Here is a 16,410-nt window from a genome sequence, read left to right on the forward strand (position 1 = left end):
ATGGCCGGGCGCGCGCGGTTCATCACCTTCGAGGGCATCGACGGGTCGGGCAAGTCGACCCAGGCGCGCGCCCTGGCCGAGCGGCTGCGCGCGGGCGGGCATGAGGTCGTGCTGACGCGCGAGCCGGGTGGCAGCCCCGGCGCCGAAGAGATCCGGCGGCTGGTGCTGGAAGGCGACCCCGACCGGTGGTCGGCCGAGACGGAATTGCTGCTGTTCACGGCCGCGCGGCGCGACCATCTGGAACGGACCATCGGCCCCGCGCTCGACCGCGGTGCGGTGGTGATCTGCGACCGCTTCGCCGATTCCACCCGGGTCTATCAGGGCATCACCCGGGGCGATCTGCGGGCCACGGTCGACCGGCTGCACGACCTGATGATCGGTCGCGAGCCCGACCTGACGGTCATCCTCGACATGGCGCCCGCGACCGGGCTGGCGCGCGCCCGGGGGCGCAACGGGTCCGAGGAACGGTTCGAGGATTTCGGCGAGGCGCTGCAGGCCCGAAGCCGCCAGGGCTTCCTCGATCTCGCCGCCGAATTTCCCGGCCGCTGCCGCGTGGTCGATGCCGACCGCGCGCCGGACGAGGTCGCCCGCGACATCGCGCGGCTGGCCGAGGCGGCGCTGGCATGAGCGAGGCGGAGCTTCCCGAACCCGACCGCGTCGAGGGCGCGCCGCATCCGCGCGATACCCTTTGCCTGATCGGGCAGGAGGCCGCCGAGGCCGCGTTTCTCGATGCCTTTTCCGGCGGGCGGATGCATCACGGCTGGCTTCTCAGCGGGCCGCGCGGGGTCGGCAAGGCGACGCTGGCCTGGTCGGTCGCGCGGTTTCTGCTGACCCGACCCGCAGCGGGAGGCGATGCCGGGCTTTTCGGGGCCGAGGCCGCGCCCGACAGCCTGGCCGTGCCCGCCGATCATCCGGTCGCGCGCCGGATGGCGGCGCAATCCGAGCCGGGGCTGTTCGTTCTCAGGCGCGGGCCCAACGACAAGGGCAATGCGCTGTCGGCCGAGATCCGGGTCGACGATGTGCGGCGGCTGAAATCCTTCTTCGGGCTGTCCTCGGCCGAGGGCGGACGGCGCGTGGTGATCGTCGATTCCGCCGACGAGCTGAACGTCAGCGCGGCCAATGCGCTGCTGAAACTGCTGGAGGAACCGCCCGCGAATGCCACCCTGCTGCTGATCAGCCATTCGCCCGCGCGGCTTCTGCCGACGATCCGGTCGCGCTGCCGCGAGCTTCGGTTGGGGCCGCTCGGGCCCGACGACATGGCCCGCGCGCTTGCGCAGGCGGGCCATGAGGCGGGCGACAGCGCGGCGCTGGCCCAGCTTTCGGGCGGGTCCGTGGGCGAGGCGATCCGGCTGGCCCGGCTGGACGGTCTGGCGCTTTACGCCGATCTGGTCGGGCTTCTGGCCGGGCATCCGCGGCTGGATCGGTCGCGGCTTCTGAAACTTGCTGAAAGCACGGCCGGGCGTGGCGCCGAGGCGCGGTTCGACCTGACGCTTCGGCTGATCGAACTGATGCTGGCGCGGCTGGCCCGGACCGGGGCCACCGGCGCGCCCCCGCCCGAGGCGGCGCCGGGCGAGGCCGCGCTGTTGACCCGGCTGGCCCCCGACGCCCATGCCGCCCGCGCTTGGGCCCAGGCGGCGCAGGACCTGACCGCGCGGGCGCGCCAGGGCCGGGCGGTGAACCTTGACCCGGCTTCCCTCATCCTCGATACGGTTCTGAGACTTGACGAGACCGCCGGCCGGCTGGCCGCCTGAGGCGAGATGAGCGACACCAAGACCCCCGAAATCACCGACAGCCACTGTCACCTCGACTTCCCCGACTTCGCGAACGAACTGGACCAGGTGCTGGCCCGGGCCGAGGCGGCCGGGGTGACGCGGATGGTGACGATCTGCACCCGCCTCCGGCAGGAACCGCAGGTGCGCGAGATCGCCGAGACCCATGCGCCGGTGTTCTACGCCGCCGGCACCCATCCGATGAGCGCGGCCGAAGAGCCGATGGCGACGGTCGACGAACTGCTGGCGCTGGCGAAGCATCCGAAATTCGTGGGCATTGGCGAAACCGGGCTTGATTATCACTACACCGCCGACTCGGCCGACGTGCAGCAGGACAGCCTGCGCATCCATATCGCTGCCGCGCGCGAGACCGGGCTGCCGCTGATCATCCATTCCCGCGCCGCCGATGACGACATGGCGCGCATCCTCGCCGAGGAATACCGCAACGGCGCCTATGGCTGCGTGATGCATTGTTTCAGCTCGTCGCCCGAGCTGGCGCGCGCCGCGCTCGATCTGGGCTTCTACCTGTCGATGTCGGGCATCGCGACCTTCCCGAAATCGAAGGAGATCCGCGAGATCTTCGCGGCGGCCCCCCTCGACCGGGTGCTGGTCGAGACCGACGCCCCCTATCTCGCCCCGCCGCCCCATCGCGGCAAGCGCAACGAACCGGCCTATAGCGCCCATACCGCGCGGGTCGGGGCCGAGGTCTTCGGGCTCGACTATGCCGATTTCGCGGCGCGGACCCAGGCCAATTTCGACCGGCTCTTCGCCAAGGCCGCCAGCTGGCGGGCCGCCGCGTGAGCGCCGAGCTGCGCTTTACCATCCTTGGCTGCGGCTCGTCCGGCGGCGTGCCGCGGATTGGGGGGCATTGGGGCGCCTGCGATCCGGACAATCCCAAGAACCGCCGCCAGCGCTGTTCGATGCTGGTCGAACGCATCGCGCCCGAAGGCACCACACGGGTGCTGATCGACACCTCGCCGGATTTGCGCAACCAACTGCTGCAAGCCGGCGTCGGCGAGCTTGATGCCGTCGTCTTCACCCATTCCCATGCCGATCACGTGCATGGCATCGACGATCTCCGGCAGATCGTCTTCAACCTGCGCAAGCGGCTGCCGGTCTGGGCCGACGGGCCGACCCAGGACGCGCTGATCGCACGCTTCGGCTATGCCTTCATCCAGCCCGAGGGCTCGCCCTATCCGCCGATCCTCGATCTGCATCCGATCGACGGGCCGGTGACGGTGTTGGGGGCGGGCGGCCCGGTCACGCTGGTGCCGTTCCGCGCTCGCCACGGGTCCATCGACGCGCTTGGCTTCCGGATCCAGGGGCTGGCCTATCTGCCGGATGTGGCCGAGCTTTACGAGGAAAGCTGGCCGATGCTCGAGGGGCTCGAGATCCTCGTGCTGGACGCGCTGCGCTATACCCCTCATCCGACCCATCTGAACGTCGAGGAGGCCTTGGCCTATATCGACCGCGCCCGGCCCCGCCGCGCGGTGCTGACCAACATGCATATCGACCTCGATTATGCCCGGCTCGACGCCGAGACCCCCGAGACCGTCACCCCCGCCTATGACGGGATGGTGCTGAGCCTCGCCGACTGATGGAAGCGCTGATCGAGGTCATCCTTCCGGTCTTTCTGGTCCTCGGTTTCGGTTATGTCGCGGTCTGGCGCGGGCTTTTCTCGGATGCGGGCGTCGACGGGCTGATGAAGTTCACGCAGAACTTCGCGATTCCCTGCCTGCTGTTCCGCGCCGTCTCGACACTGGATCTGGGGCAGAATTTCGACTGGCGACTTCTGGTCAGCTTCTATTCCGGCGCCCTGACCGGCTTTGCGGTGGGAACGTTCGGGGCACGGCTCCTGTTCGGCCGCACCTGGGAGGACAGCGTCGCCATCGGTTTCATCGGGCTTTTCTCGAACTCGTTGCTGCTGGGCGTTCCGATCACCGAACGGGCCTTCGGCGCCGATGCGCTGCAGGCGAACTATGCCATCATCGCGGTGCATTCGCCGATCTGCTATGGTGTCGGGCTGACCGCGATGGAGATCGTCCGGAACCGCGGCGCGGGGCTGGTGCGGACCTCGGGGGCGATCCTGCGCTCGATGTTCCGCAATGCGCTGGTGATCGGCATCGCGCTGGGGCTGGTAGTCAATCTGGGCGGGCTGAGCGTGCCGGTGGTCGTGCAGGACGCGCTGGACCTGATGGTCAGGGCCGCGCTTCCGGCGGCGTTGTTCGGGCTTGGCGGCGTGCTGTCGCGCTACCGTCCCGATGGCGACCTGCGCACGGTGCTGTTTGCCTGCGGCCTGTCGCTGGTGCTGCATCCGGCCGTGGTCTGGGGCATGGGCACGGTGCTGGGCCTGTCGACCGGGCAGTTCCGCTCGGCCGTGCTGACCGCGGCGATGGCGCCGGGGGTCAACACCTACATCTTTGCCAACATGTACGGCGCGGCCCGCCGGGTCGCCGCCTCGGCGGTGCTGGTCGGCACGCTGGGCTCGATCCTGACCGTCTGGGTCTGGCTGGCGCTGCTGCCCTGACGGACGGGACGCCCGCAAGGCGCGGCGGTCAGCACAGGGACGGCGCGGACCGGACCCTTTCGATCACGACTTCCAGTTCGGTCCGGTACAGATCGCCGACGGCGCCAAGGGCGAGGTGCCGGGCCAGTTGCCGTTCGAGATAGGGCAGCACGCCTTCCCCCCGGTCGTCCAGCGCGCGCGGGTCGGCCCCGTGCGACAGCAGGCTTTCCGCCAGCGCGCGACAGGCACCGGCCATCTGAAGGGGCAGCCGCCCGGGCGTGAACCAGGGCTCCGAGCTGTGCGCGAAGGGGCGATTGGCATCGGCCCCGAGGTCCAGAAGCGCGTCGAGAACGGGCGGCGTGCCTTCCAGCACCGCACGGTGCAGGGGGGTCCATCGATAGGTGTCGGTCTCCGCCTCGAGATCGGCGCCCGCCTCGACCAGCAGCCGGGCCAGCGTCGCGGTGGTCTCGGCCGGTTCCCACGGGCGCGGATAGACCCCGAGTTCATGCAGCGGCGTCACGCCCTTCGCGAGCCCGGCATTCGGATCGGCCCCGGCCGCAAGCAGGATCCGCAGCACCGCGGGCGACCGGCGTTCCACCGACAGCGCGCGGCCCAGCGGGGTTTCGGACCGGGTGCCGTAACGGGCATTCGGGTCGGTGCCCACCAGCGCCTCTTGCAACCGGGCCAGATCGCCCGTCGCGATGGCGTCGAACAGCGCCTGTCCCGGCTCGGGCAGCACCTCGAACCGCGCCTCGGGAGTGCGCATCGCGGCCAGCAGGACCGCGCTCTGGCGCCGCAGCGCCTCGGACAGGTCCTGGGCGCGGTGGGTATCGCCCAGGCTCTCGGCCTCGGCATGGGCGGCCCTCAGTCGCGCGTTCCGTTCGCGGAAAGCCGCGCTTCCGGCAAGCCGCGAGCGCTGCGCCGAAATCTCGCGGACGATTTCCGGCCGCAGCCATCCGTCGGCCAAGGCCCTGGACCGCAACTCGTCCGCAATGGCCTCAAAACTGTCAATATCTGCCGTCCCGGCGGCTTCGGAGAGCTGCTCGAGGTACTCGTCAAGATCCAAACCCATTTCCACACACCAAAAAACAAAGGGAGTCTGCCCCCAGTGCTCGGGATAGTTGTGGAATGGGGCGATTTTTCTGATGAGATGAGACGAATTTTAGGCAACTCGTCCCAAAATCAGACCTGAGCAAGGAGTCCCTTCTGCGTTGCGAGGTCCTTCATCCGCTTCTGAAGCTTCTCGAAAGCCCGGACCTCTATCTGCCGGATCCGTTCGCGGCTGACATTGTAGACCGATGACAGATCCTCCAGCGTCACCGGCTGGTCCTGCAGGCGGCGCTGCATCAGGATGTCCTTCTCGCGGTCGCTCAGCACGTCCATCGCCTCGGCCAGAAGCGCGCGGCGGCTTTCCATCTCGTCCTTCTCGGCATAGGCCTCGGCCTGGTTGGCGTCCTCGTCCTCCAGCCATTCCTGCCATTCGGTGGTGGTGTCGCCGTCGCCGCCGACCATCGCGTTCAGCGAGGCATCGCCCCCCGACAGGCGGCGGTTCATGGCGATGACCTCGTCCTCGGTCACGTTCAGGTCATGGGCGATGCGCTGCACGTTCTCGGGGCGCAGGTCGCCGTCTTCCAGCGCGCCGATACGGGCCTTCGCCTTGCGCAGGTTGAAGAAAAGTTTCTTCTGCGCCGAGGTGGTCCCGAGCTTCACGAGGCTCCAGGACCGCAGGATATATTCCTGGATCGCGGCGCGGATCCACCACATCGCATAGGTCGCCAGCCGGAAGCCCTTTTCCGGGTCGAACCGCTTGACCGCCTGCATCAGGCCGACATTGGCCTCGGAAATCACCTCGGCCTGCGGGAGCCCGTAGCCGCGATAGCCCATGGCGATCTTGGCGGCGAGCCGCAGATGCGACGTCACCAGCCGGTGCGCGGCATCGGTGTCGTGATGGTCCACCCAGCTTTTGGCCAGCATGTATTCTTCTTCCGGCTCGAGCAGCGGAAACTTGCGGATCTCCTGCAGGTACCGGTTCAGCCCCTGTTCCGGAGACGGGGCGGGAAGGTTGGCATAGTTGCTCATGCGGGTCCCTGTTGCTCCTGCGTCACTTGTTAGGCAGGTAATGATCGAACCGGTCGGTTCAAGCTCTGCCCTGTCCCTTCATCGCACGGACCATGTGCGGTGTTCCCTCGAAAAAGGGTGAATGCGGCAAACGCTCACGAAGGCGTGCTTTGTTGTGTCACCCCCCCGAGGCGGCGGACAAGGTCCTCCATGTCGGCGGGCAGCGGCGCGGCAAAGCGCAGGGTCTCGCCGGTTTCGGGATGCACGAAGCCCAGCGTCGCGGCATGCAGCGCCTGACGCGGAAAGGCGGCGGCCGCGGCGGCGGCCTGAGGCCCCAGCGCCTTTTCCGAAAGCCGTCGCCGCCCGCCATAGACCGGATCGCCGATCAGCGCGTGGCCGACATGGGCCATGTGCACCCGGATCTGATGGGTGCGGCCGGTTTCCAGCCAGCAGGCGACCAGCGCCGCCGCGGGCGGCGTGCCGAAGGGTTCGACCACCTTCACCCGCGTCACCGCGTGCCGCCCGCCCGCCGCCAGCACCGCCTGACGCTGCCGGTCGGTGCGGTGCCGCCCGATCCGGGTCGCGATCCGCAGCACGCCGCCCGTCTCGAAGCTGGCCCCGGCCAGCCCGTTCAGCCGCGGGTCGGCGGCATCGGGAACGCCATGCACCAGCGCGGTATACTGGCGTTCGACCGTATGGGCGGCGAATTGCGCTGCCAGCCCCGCATGGGCCTTGTCGGTCTTGGCCGCCACCAGAAGCCCGCTTGTGTCCTTGTCGATCCGGTGCACGATGCCCGGCCGCCGCTCGCCTCCGATGCCCGCAAGACTGTCGCCGCAATGGGCGAGCAGGGCGTTGACCAGCGTGCCCGACGGGCTTCCGGGCGCCGGATGCACCACAAGCCCCGCAGGCTTGTCGACCACGATCAGGGCGTCGTCCTCGTAGACCACGCTCAGCGGGATGTCCTCGGGCGCGGTGCGAATTTCGGCCGGCTCGGCCAGCTCGATCTCGATCGTCTGACCCTCGGCCACCTTCGCCCGGGCATCGGTCAGCGCCGTGCCGTTCCGCCATACCGCGCCGGCCGCGATCAGCTTGGCCAGGCGCGAGCGGGTCAGCCCGGCCTCCTCTGGCACATCGCGGGCAAGCGCCTTATCAAGGCGGCCGGGCGGGGCCGGTCCGATCAGGACGGCAAGGCGGCGAGGCGAGGAGAGCGGCGAGGACATGGACGACAAACCCGAACCGGAGGCGCTGCCCCCCGATCTGAAACTGCTGCGGATGCTGGTCACCCTGTTGATGGTGACGATGATTGCGGGCTTTCTACTGATCGTCGCGCTCTTTGTCATCCGCATGCCGGGGCAGGGCGGCGCGCTGCCGCTGCCGGAGGCGCTGACCCTGCCCGACGGCGCCGCGGCCGCGGCGGTGACGCGCGGCCGCGACTGGGTGGCGGTGGTCACCGAAGACGACCGCATCCTGATCTATGACGCCGCGACCGGCGCGCTGCGCCAGACCGTCGAGATCCGCCACTGAGCCGGACGCGGCGCGCCTTGGTGTCTATTGTACCCGCTTCCAGCGGCCGCCGTCGCGGCAGATGCCGATGACGCAGCCCGAGACCGACAGGAACTCGCCCTCCAGCGCCATCTTGGAATTGTAGGTCTTGTCGCGATCGGGCGCCCAGACCTTGCCCTGGCCATAGCGGCCGTCGCCCTGGGGTTTCATGTCCCAGACGATCTGCCGCCCGATCGTATCGGTTTCGATCTGGCGGCCCTGGCGATCATAGGCCCGGATCAGCGTGCCGCACAGCGCGGCGCCGCAGGGCGCGATCCGGATATGCCCGAAATGGCCGTTATCGTCGAGCGGGGTCTGCCAGACCCCCTCGACCGGGTCGGCATGGGCGGCGGTGGCGGCCAGCGTCAGGGCCGCGATCAGAACGGTGATGCGCATCGTGCTCCTCCCAAAGCATGCGGGCAAAGTCTGGCGTGGCAGCCTCCGTCGGGCAAGGGTGACGTGAGGCGAGCCCGCCCTTTTGGCGCGCGCTCGGTCCCGTTGCATTCCGGGGCCGTTCCTGCGACAGAACCCCGACTCGGACCCGGAAGGACAACGCCCATGATCCTCTATCCCGCCATCGACCTTAAGGACGGCCAATGCGTGCGGTTGCTGAGGGGCGACATGGACAAGGCGACCGTCTTCGGCGAGGACCCGGCGGCGCAGGCGCTCGCCTTCCAGAAGGCGGGGTGCGACTGGCTGCACCTGGTCGATCTGAACGGCGCCTTCGCGGGCGCGCCGGTCAATGCCGCGGCCGTCGAGGCGATCCTGGCCGCGACCGAGGTGCCGGCCCAGCTGGGCGGCGGCATCCGCGACATGGCGACCATCGAGATGTGGCTGGGCAAGGGATTGGCCCGGGTGATCCTCGGAACCGTGGCGGTCGAGAACCCCGATCTGGTGCGCGAGGCGGCCCGCGCCTTCCCGGGCCGGATCGCTGTCGGCATCGACGCCCGCAAGGGGCGGGTCGCGACCAAGGGCTGGGCCGAGGAAACCGACGTGATGGCGACCGATCTGGCGAAATCCTTCGAGGATGCCGGGGTTTCGGCGATCATCTATACCGATATCGACCGCGACGGCGCGATGGCGGGCCCGAACGTGGCCGCGACCGAGGCGCTGGCCCGCGCCGTCTCGATCCCGGTGATCGCTTCGGGCGGCGTGTCGTCGCTGGCCGATCTGACGGCGCTTCGGGCCACCGGCGCGATAGCGGGCGCGATTTCGGGGCGCGCGCTTTACGACGGCGCCATCGATCTGGCCGAGGCCCTCGCGCTTCTGAAGGACTGAGGCCCGGACGAACCGGTCCGTGTCATGAGACTCTGAATACCTGAGTGACCGGAAGGTCCTGGAGTATTGAGATGAGATCCTTCGACTCGGCCACGACGGCCGATCTCGCCAAGCCGGTTCCCGTCATGCGGAGATCCTCGTGTGGATCCAGGCGCGCCACCGCGCCACCGGGGCGGCGGCCGAGGTGGAATCTCCACGCTGCCCCAGACCGAAACCCTCTCGATCGGCGGGCGGACGCGCACCTATTACGGCGCCGGCACGATGGTCTGACTGCCGCAGCTGACGCTGAGCCTGATCAAGGCCTCGCCCGCGCTGCGTCAGGCAATCTCGGTCTGCGATGCCCGGCACGCCCCGGTCGAAATTCACCGTGCCCTTTGCGACCCGGCGACCGGCGCGCTGATCGCGGAACCGCATGTCGTCTTCACCGGCGGCCTCGACAAACTCGACGGACGCGCGGCGGCGGTGGGAGGAGGGCGAGCTGCCCGCCAAGCTGGTGCCTTTTTCGCAAAGGCTGACCCGCACTTTGCCCGCGCGCTGGAGCTACGAGGTCATCAAGGCCGCCAACGGCGACGGGTTCTGCCGGTATGCCGTGGTGTCGGCGGAAACGAACTTCGTCCGGGAGAACAAAACGCAGAAGTCCAGTTCCGGGGGGCACCTGGCGGGATCCGGGTGCGGACGGGAGGCTGGGCATCGATATTTTCCGCCATCCGGACTGGCAACGGCGCCTGATCGGCTATCTCGAGTCGCGCGCTTCAACGCCCTTTGAATACGGCATCCACGATTGTGCGGCCTTCGCGCACGGGGCGGCCGAGGCGATGACCGGCACGGCGCTTGCGCCGGACCGGTTCGGGTATCGCACCCATTCCGGGGGGCTGCGCGTGGCACGGCGGGCCGGGTTAGCGGATGCCGCGGGCTGGCTCGATGCGCATCTGCCATCTTGCCCGCACAGCATGGCGCGCCAGGGCGACCTGGTGCTGGTCGCTGGCGACGAGGGCCCGACGCTGTCCGTCTGCCAGGGCCCCTATGTCTATGTGCCGATGGCGATCGAGTGGGGGACCCTGCCGCTGACGACCGGCCTGCGCGCCTGGAGGATAGGCTGATGCCTCAGGCGGGTCTTGCCATCGCCGGAGCCTGGTCGGCGTTCACCGCGACGGCCGCCGGTTCGTTCCTGACGACCACGTTCCTCGGTCGCCTGCTTGTCAGTGTCGCCGTCAGCGCGCTGATGCGCGCGACCATGCAGAAGCCGAAGTTGAAGGACCCGGGCATATCCGCGAAGGTCACGCAAGCCGGCGCGGACAACCCGCTGAACATCCCGCTTGGCACCTATGTTCCGGACGGCACGCGCATCGCACCGCCCATGACCTGGGGCGGATCGAACCAGTACGCGACCTTCGTGATCGCGCTGTCGGCGGTGCCCGGGTGCCAGCTGCGCCGGTTCGCACTGGATGGCGAATGGGTCGACCTGGATTTCGACCATCCGCACCCGCTGGTGGGCTATCCGGTCCAGGGCAGGCACCAGGGGAAAGCATGGGTCAAGTATTACGACGGTACCCAGGCCACGGCGGATGCGTACCTGTTGGAAAAGTACGGCGGCCATCCGGACTATCCCTGGTCGGCCGACATGGTGGGCGAAGGTATCTGCTATGCGATTGTCACCCTGCAATACGACCGCCAGCTGTTTCCGAGCCCGGAACCCCGGATGCTGTTCGAGCTGTCCGGGATCCCGCTTTACGACCCGCGGAAGGACGCATCGGTCGGCGGCGCTGGCGCCCATCGCTGGGATCCGCGATCGACCTGGGAACCCAGCGATAACCTGATCACGCAGGCCTACAACATCGCGCGCGGAATCGCGCTTTGCACAGGCGATATCTGGGGCGGCGACTATCCCGCCTGGGCGTTGCCGCTCACCCACTGGTTTGCGGCGATGAACGCCGGCGATGCCGATGACGGAACGGGCGTCGCGATGTACCGCGGCGGGTACAGCGCGACAGTCGACGGCAAGCCGAAAGACGTGATGGAGGAGCTGTTCAAGGGCGCGGCCGCCGATGTGACCGAAACGGCCGGCCAGCTGCTGGTGCGGGTGGGCGGACCCGCGCTGCCGGTGTTGTTCGTCACCGATGACGACTGGCTTATCAGCCGGGAGCGGACCGAGACGCCGTTCCCGTCCGTGACCGAGACGTTCAATGGCGCGCGGGCCAAGTATCCGGAGCCCGCGAGCCTCTACAGCCCCGAGGACGCGCCCGCGCGGATCGTTCCGGAATACGAGGCCGAGGATGGCGGGCAGCGCCAGCTGGCCGATCTGCAATACCCGGCCGTGCCCTATGTCGACCAGGTGCAGCGCCTGATGTACGCCCTGGTCGAGGACAATCGCCGGTTCATCCGCCACGGCGGCACGCTGCAGGGGGCGGCCGCGCTGCTGGACCCGATGGATTGCATCGCCTGGACCTCGGCCGAATACGGCTACACCGCCAAGGTGTTCGAAATCGCCGGGCTGACCGAGGACCTGCGCGGATGCCGCGCGGCCGTGTCGCTGCTTGAACGGGACCCGGACGACTGGATCGTTCCGCCGGAAGCCATCCTGCCGTCGACCCCGGTGTCGCCATCCGCGACGCCGCCCGCGCCCCAGACGGTCCCGGGGCTGCAGGTTGCGGGCATTGCCCTGAAGGATGCGCTGGGGAGGGACCGGTGGGCGGCGATCGCAATCACCTGGGACCCCGCGGATCTGGCCGATGGCGACGGCATCCGGTGGCGGGTGCGCCTGGCGCCCGGCGGCGCAATCCCGGCCCAGGGCGAAAGCTATGATGCGCCTGCGGGCCGCATCGTCGTGTCGGAAGGGATCGTCGGCGCGACCGCATACGAGGTGCAGGCCGAAATCGTCGTTGACCGGCCGACCCAGGCCTCGAGCTGGCTCAGCATCACGACCCCGGACGTTCGCCTGTCGGTCGAGGATCTGGACGACGAGGCGCAGCTGGTCATTGCGGCGGGGACCGACGCGCTTGCGGACATCGCCGCGCTCAGGGACGGCTGGAGCGGGACGCTGGGCGAATACGCGGACGCCCTGACCCTGGCCGACATGTCCAATCTCGGCGCCGATATCGACACGGTCTACGTGACCGATGCCAACTTCGCGGCCGCGACCACCGCGCTGCAGGCACGGCTGGAAACGACGCCCAGCCTGTTGTCCGTCGGGAACTTCGTCTACGGAATCGGTCGGTGGACCGCCCCTGCCACGGTGCTGGACGCGGGCGCCTATGCCCGGAGCATCGGGATTTCCAAGCTGTTGCGGCTGACCGACCGCAGCACATTCGACGGCCCGATGCGGTCCGACCCTGCGATCGCGGGTCGAAAGCTGCGGTGGAGGGGCCGGGCTTCGAACGGGCCGCAAGGCACTGTCGACCACCTGGTCGACTGGGCCAACTCTCGTGCTGATCGACGTGACCGCAGTCAAGGAAGTGCAGGCCAGCGTGGACACCCTGGCGCTGACCAAGGTCGATGCGGACGGGGCGCGGGCCGTGGTGACCAGCGAGATCTCGGCGCAGTTCGCGGATCTCGAGGCGCTGGCCTCGGCCACGTCTTATGCCACCGCGACGGCCGAGGGAATCGCGGCGGGGTTCGTGTTCACGCTCAATGGCGCGAACGTCGCCCAGCTGGTCAGCGTCGCGAGCGGCACCGAAGGTCCACCGGTATCGGTCTTCGTGCTCGATACCATGACGGTCCAGTCCGGGAACGACGTGCCAGGCGTGTCGGGGTATCGCCTGGGCCAGGATGGCACGCTCGAGATCCAGAGCCTGATCGAGAGGGATGCGCTGAAGGACGGCGCGATCACCGACAGTTTCGAGGTCGTGGCGATGGCGGTCCAGTCGACGTCTTACGACGGCGATTTCCTCCTGACCGAGATGTTCATTCCCGAGGCGGCGATTGCGGCCGTGCCCGGGCAGCTCTTCGCATTCAGTGTTGTGCTAGAAGCCAGTTATGGTGGCGTGCCAAACGGCACAGACTACGCACAGAACTACATCTATGTGCGGTACCAGTTGTCCAGCTGGGCCAACAGTTCGCGCTGGGAAACGGTCAAGTCCTGGAACCTTGAAGACGACGTTGGCGTCAACCTGAACTACCGCTCAATCGGGGTCGCGGGCTTCGTGCCGGTCTACTGTAGGGGGGTCCGGCTGCAGCTTCGGTGGGCCAAGCAGGAGGACGCCGCCCGCGCGCGCATCTATGTGCGGAACATAATCCTCTCGGCACAGGCGGTGGCAGTTCCATGACCTATCGGTGGGCATTGGTCGACGCGTCGGGATACGTCCTGTCGGCGGGCTCCGCGCCTCAGGCAGCTGCGGTGCCGGAGGGCGCGGTGGCGCTGCCGCCGGAGGTGGCGCCGCGCACGGCACATCTCTTTCGGAAGAGCGGCGACGCCTGGCTTGCGCGGCCGCCTGAGGATTTCCCGCCAGACCCTTCGCCGGGACCGGAACCGGCGGGCGCGGCACTGGCGTCGGCCCGGCGCCGAGCCATCGCCGAGATTACCGATGTGACCTCGGCTTTGCGGCGGCGCTACATCACGGCCGCAGATGGACAGGACATGCTGTACCAGGCGAAGCGCGATGAAGCCGTGGCCTATCTCGCGCTCGATCCGGAACCGGCCACGCTCACGCTTTTCCCGCTTCTCGCGGCCGAGGTCGGTATTACGGCGTCCACGCCTTACGAGTTGGCCCAGCTCTGGGTGAACATGCAGGCGATTTGGCTCGCCGCGGCCGCACAGATCGAGCCGATCCGGCTGACGGCCGTCTACACCGTCGAAACTGCCGCGACCGAGGGCGAGATCGCCACGGCGCTCGCGACATTCCGGGCGGCGATTGGGGGGCTTGGGTAGACACCCGCAGGGGCCTGCGGGCGGTCTGGCCCACGACGTAACGGCACTTTGAAGCGACGTTTATGACCGGTCAAGCGCGCATTCGGAGGCCCCATGCTGACGCCCCTCACCCTCGCGGCCGCATGGTCGCCCGCAGCCCAGTTCAGTGTCGCGGAAGACACCGACGTCCTGCTGTCCAACCCGTCGCCGTATTTCCGCCTGGTCTGGACGGTCACGACCTCGACCGACGCGCCGGCCGTCGGCGTCGACTAGGCCAACCCGCTCCTGCCGAGTTCGGGAATGCCGATGACGCTTTACGCGGGCGAGACCTTGCACCTGGCCGGCACGGCCGGAGCACCCGCCGGCGTGGAGCACTGAGATGCCACGCATCGGCGGCGGGCGGTGGGCGGGGCCCGGCGGTGGTCGGCGCCTGATCGTCGGTACCGGACCTGTGCTGGGCGCGCTGGCCGACGGCGACACGCTCGGGCTGGCCGTGACCTGGGGAACCTACTTGTCGACCATCGGCGGCACGCTCGCGACCGCGCGGGAAATGCGGCTCGGCGCGGGCGATTGGGCCAGCTATGACGGCGATGTCGAGGTGTCGGCCGGCGAGGATTGGCAGATCCGGGAGACCGTCAGCTTGTCCGGATTGACGCTCAGCCGCACATTCCTGTCCGGCGTGTCGGCGGTGGTGGCCCTGGAACCGGCGTGGTCGGCCCCCATCGCCGGAAATGGTCTCCCTGACCTCACGCTCTATATCGGCGGCGATCCTGTCGTGATCGACGTTAGTTCGGATTTCGATCTCGGGAACCCAACGGCCAGCCTCGCGCCGGTCGGGACGCTTCCCGCGTGGGCTTCATGGTCATCGCCCAACGTGACGCTCGATCCTGGCGAGGTCAGCGATGCGACTTCGGCGACACTGGTGTTCCGCGCAACGAACGTGATCGACACGGCCGACACGGGGTTCCAAGTCGCAATCATCTCTCCCTACGCCGCGCCGACCTATACCGTCTCCCTTGGGGCGATCGTCGAGGGCCAGACGGTCGGCGCTCCGGGGAGCGGCGCGAACGTCCAACCGACGCTCTCAGGGGGCGCTGGCGTTCCAGCGGCCGCCCTGACATGGAGCGCCACAGTGGACGGCTCCCCCGCGTCGCTGCCGATCACGGCCGTCGCGGGTACCGATATCGTGCTGACCGCCAGCGACGCGAGCCACCCCACCGGGGCGTTCAGCGCGTCGTCGAGCCCCGTCACTGTCTCTGCCGCGGCGACCCTTTCGATCGACACCGCGCCGACGCTTTCCAGCGTTGCGCCGGTCGAAGGGAACACCATCGCGGCGACGCCGGGCACGGTCAGCGGCGGCGAGTCGACGCGCACATGGCGCTGGTACTCCGGCGCGACCCTGCTGCAAGAGGGGCCGAGCGCTGCCTATACCATCACAGCGACGTCTGTAGGCGGAACCATCTTCGCCCAACAGGTTGAGATCCCGCTTGGATCAGGTAGCCCGGTCACGCGCGACAGTGCCCCGTCCGGGACCGTTGTGCCGCTGGTTTTTTCGATCCTAGACAACGACAACGGCACCGCCGCGATTACGTTTACCGAGGGCGCGGAATCGCGGGTCTTTTACGAAATCCCGGACGGCCCCTGTCAGGGCACATATGACCTGGACCTGGGTGTGCTGCAGACCCTTCCGGTCTGCATCGCAACGCCGGCTCTGACCGGCACGGCGACCGTGGGCGAACTGCTTACATCGGTCGCATTCTACTGGGTCTATAACCCCGACCTCGGCGATCTGGTCGTCGAGGACGGATGGGAGACAGGCGGCGAGGTGATCGCCGATGCTTCCGGACTGACCCATTTGGTAGGCGAGGCGGAGGCAGGGCTGGCCACCGGCCGCACCGAGACCGGAACCCAGGCGGGGGCGTCCGGCCCTGTGATTGTGCGGGGGCCGACACGGCAAATTGCATCCGGATCGGTGCAGCCGGTCATTTCCGACTTGGCTATCGTCCGCACCGGGTACAGCGAGCTTCGGATATCCGCCGACGTGACGAATGTGGGGGACGGTGCCCTGCATGTCGTCGCGGGCGATCTGCTGTCGCCGAATGCACGGCAAATCTCTCAGGGTCTGACAGGCGAAGGCGAGCCTGCATTTCGGGTTGGATCCACCCCGATCACCGCGCCTGGTGTCGTGGCCGTCGCCGTCAGCGCGTTCAGCGAGGGCCCCGAGATTATCGAGGTCGCGGTGGCCCAGATCTCGATCAGCGACGATCCCTCGAATGTCCTGTCCGGAGTGACCAGCTTTCCGCCGCCGACCGCCACTGGCGGGTCGGTCATTATCGCCGGACCGATCTTTGATCCCGCCGACTGGATCATAGGCGCCATCGGCGGCGGCCACATTAGATTCACAGGAGCCTGAG

16 protein-coding genes are annotated in these 16,410 nt (G+C 68.5%); 12 read left to right on the forward strand and 4 right to left on the reverse strand.

Annotation, left to right across the window (positions count from 1 at the left end):
• From tmk to BYZ73_RS07835, 5 genes are read left to right on the forward strand one after another with little or no spacing between them, the layout of a single operon-like run.
• A complete protein-coding gene (tmk, locus tag BYZ73_RS07815) occupies positions 1-627 on the forward strand; it encodes a dTMP kinase (protein WP_112315530.1) in 627 nt (208 codons plus the stop codon).
• Entirely contained in the window at positions 624-1,751 is a 1,128-nt protein-coding gene (locus BYZ73_RS07820; RefSeq protein WP_112315531.1) for a DNA polymerase III subunit delta', read from the forward strand. The genes tmk and BYZ73_RS07820 overlap by 4 nt, the downstream gene beginning before the upstream one ends.
• A 6-nt stretch (positions 1,752-1,757) precedes the next feature.
• The gene (locus BYZ73_RS07825) at positions 1,758-2,570 is read left to right on the forward strand and encodes a TatD family hydrolase (RefSeq protein ID WP_112315532.1); all 813 of its coding nucleotides are present in this window, start codon (positions 1,758-1,760) and stop codon (positions 2,568-2,570) included.
• A complete protein-coding gene (locus BYZ73_RS07830) occupies positions 2,567-3,367 on the forward strand; it encodes an MBL fold metallo-hydrolase (RefSeq protein WP_112315533.1) in 801 nt (266 codons plus the stop codon). Before BYZ73_RS07825 ends, BYZ73_RS07830 begins: the two co-directional genes overlap by 4 nt.
• Positions 3,367-4,296 (forward strand): AEC family transporter, encoded by a 930-nt coding sequence (locus BYZ73_RS07835; protein WP_108027412.1) that lies wholly within the window; start codon positions 3,367-3,369, stop codon positions 4,294-4,296. Before BYZ73_RS07830 ends, BYZ73_RS07835 begins: the two co-directional genes overlap by 1 nt.
• A gap of 28 nt (positions 4,297-4,324) precedes the next feature.
• On the opposite strand, the gene BYZ73_RS07840 is transcribed toward BYZ73_RS07835, so the two are convergent.
• The 3 genes from BYZ73_RS07840 to BYZ73_RS07850 all read right to left on the reverse strand — a co-directional run bounded on the left by BYZ73_RS07840 (position 4,325) and on the right by BYZ73_RS07850 (position 7,553).
• Positions 4,325-5,341 carry an ankyrin repeat domain-containing protein gene (locus BYZ73_RS07840; RefSeq protein ID WP_181497994.1) on the reverse strand — a complete coding sequence of 339 codons (1,017 nt, stop codon included), beginning with the start codon at positions 5,339-5,341 and terminating at the stop codon, positions 4,325-4,327.
• Between the two features lie 116 nt (positions 5,342-5,457).
• The gene (rpoH, locus tag BYZ73_RS07845; RefSeq protein WP_112315534.1) at positions 5,458-6,354 is read right to left on the reverse strand and encodes an RNA polymerase sigma factor RpoH; all 897 of its coding nucleotides are present in this window, start codon (positions 6,352-6,354) and stop codon (positions 5,458-5,460) included.
• A gap of 134 nt (positions 6,355-6,488) precedes the next feature.
• Complete coding sequence (locus BYZ73_RS07850) at positions 6,489-7,553, reverse strand: RluA family pseudouridine synthase (RefSeq protein WP_112315535.1); 1,065 nt, start codon at positions 7,551-7,553, stop codon at positions 6,489-6,491.
• Here BYZ73_RS07850 and BYZ73_RS07855 point away from each other — a divergent pair.
• Entirely contained in the window at positions 7,552-7,857 is a 306-nt protein-coding gene (locus tag BYZ73_RS07855) for a DUF6476 family protein (protein ID WP_112315536.1), read from the forward strand. The two genes, BYZ73_RS07850 and BYZ73_RS07855, sit on opposite strands and share 2 nt — an antisense overlap.
• Positions 7,858-7,881: 24 nt before the next feature.
• Here the strand turns inward: BYZ73_RS07855 and BYZ73_RS07860 are convergent, their stop codons facing one another.
• A complete protein-coding gene (locus BYZ73_RS07860; protein ID WP_112315537.1) occupies positions 7,882-8,271 on the reverse strand; it encodes a DUF2147 domain-containing protein in 390 nt (129 codons plus the stop codon).
• A 162-nt stretch (positions 8,272-8,433) separates the two neighbouring features.
• Here BYZ73_RS07860 and hisA point away from each other — a divergent pair, with 162 nt between their 5' ends.
• From hisA to BYZ73_RS07885, 6 genes are all read left to right on the forward strand, one after another.
• Positions 8,434-9,153 carry a 1-(5-phosphoribosyl)-5-[(5-phosphoribosylamino)methylideneamino]imidazole-4-carboxamide isomerase gene (hisA, locus tag BYZ73_RS07865; protein WP_108027406.1) on the forward strand — a complete coding sequence of 240 codons (720 nt, stop codon included), beginning with the start codon at positions 8,434-8,436 and terminating at the stop codon, positions 9,151-9,153.
• Positions 9,154-9,737: 584 nt separating this feature from the next.
• On the forward strand, positions 9,738-10,253 hold the full coding sequence (locus tag BYZ73_RS24130; RefSeq protein WP_425451070.1) for a DUF6950 family protein: 516 nt from the start codon (positions 9,738-9,740) through the stop codon (positions 10,251-10,253).
• Complete coding sequence (locus BYZ73_RS07875; protein ID WP_112315539.1) at positions 10,253-13,240, forward strand: phage tail protein; 2,988 nt, start codon at positions 10,253-10,255, stop codon at positions 13,238-13,240. Before BYZ73_RS24130 ends, BYZ73_RS07875 begins: the two co-directional genes overlap by 1 nt.
• Positions 13,241-13,411: 171 nt before the next feature.
• Positions 13,412-14,017 carry a hypothetical protein gene (locus BYZ73_RS07880; protein WP_146746267.1) on the forward strand — a complete coding sequence of 202 codons (606 nt, stop codon included), beginning with the start codon at positions 13,412-13,414 and terminating at the stop codon, positions 14,015-14,017.
• A 93-nt stretch (positions 14,018-14,110) separates the two neighbouring features.
• Positions 14,111-14,269 (forward strand): hypothetical protein, encoded by a 159-nt coding sequence (locus BYZ73_RS22710; RefSeq protein ID WP_181497995.1) that lies wholly within the window; start codon positions 14,111-14,113, stop codon positions 14,267-14,269.
• 106 nt (positions 14,270-14,375) lie between these two features.
• Positions 14,376-16,409 carry a hypothetical protein gene (locus BYZ73_RS07885; protein ID WP_146746268.1) on the forward strand — a complete coding sequence of 678 codons (2,034 nt, stop codon included), beginning with the start codon at positions 14,376-14,378 and terminating at the stop codon, positions 16,407-16,409.
• Position 16,410: the final 1 nt, after the last annotated feature.

Origin of the sequence: Rhodovulum viride (assembly GCF_003265965.1) — a bacterium.
GTDB lineage: Bacteria > Pseudomonadota > Alphaproteobacteria > Rhodobacterales > Rhodobacteraceae > Rhodovulum > Rhodovulum kholense.

Coding starts and splice junctions, on each gene's coding strand:
- BYZ73_RS07835 (WP_108027412.1), top strand. CDS start 3,367: ATGGAAGCGCTGATCGAGGTCATCCTTCCGGTCTTTCTGGTCCTCGGT.
- BYZ73_RS07875 (WP_112315539.1), top strand. CDS start 10,253: ATGCCTCAGGCGGGTCTTGCCATCGCCGGAGCCTGGTCGGCGTTCACC.
- hisA (WP_108027406.1), top strand. CDS start 8,434: ATGATCCTCTATCCCGCCATCGACCTTAAGGACGGCCAATGCGTGCGG.
- tmk (WP_112315530.1), top strand. CDS start 1: ATGGCCGGGCGCGCGCGGTTCATCACCTTCGAGGGCATCGACGGGTCG.
- rpoH (WP_112315534.1), bottom strand. CDS start 6,354: ATGAGCAACTATGCCAACCTTCCCGCCCCGTCTCCGGAACAGGGGCTG.
- BYZ73_RS07825 (WP_112315532.1), top strand. CDS start 1,758: ATGAGCGACACCAAGACCCCCGAAATCACCGACAGCCACTGTCACCTC.
- BYZ73_RS07820 (WP_112315531.1), top strand. CDS start 624: ATGAGCGAGGCGGAGCTTCCCGAACCCGACCGCGTCGAGGGCGCGCCG.
- BYZ73_RS07860 (WP_112315537.1), bottom strand. CDS start 8,271: ATGCGCATCACCGTTCTGATCGCGGCCCTGACGCTGGCCGCCACCGCC.
- BYZ73_RS22710 (WP_181497995.1), top strand. CDS start 14,111: ATGCTGACGCCCCTCACCCTCGCGGCCGCATGGTCGCCCGCAGCCCAG.
- BYZ73_RS07885 (WP_146746268.1), top strand. CDS start 14,376: ATGCCACGCATCGGCGGCGGGCGGTGGGCGGGGCCCGGCGGTGGTCGG.
- BYZ73_RS07850 (WP_112315535.1), bottom strand. CDS start 7,553: ATGTCCTCGCCGCTCTCCTCGCCTCGCCGCCTTGCCGTCCTGATCGGA.
- BYZ73_RS07880 (WP_146746267.1), top strand. CDS start 13,412: ATGACCTATCGGTGGGCATTGGTCGACGCGTCGGGATACGTCCTGTCG.
- BYZ73_RS24130 (WP_425451070.1), top strand. CDS start 9,738: ATGCCGTGGTGTCGGCGGAAACGAACTTCGTCCGGGAGAACAAAACGC.
- BYZ73_RS07855 (WP_112315536.1), top strand. CDS start 7,552: ATGGACGACAAACCCGAACCGGAGGCGCTGCCCCCCGATCTGAAACTG.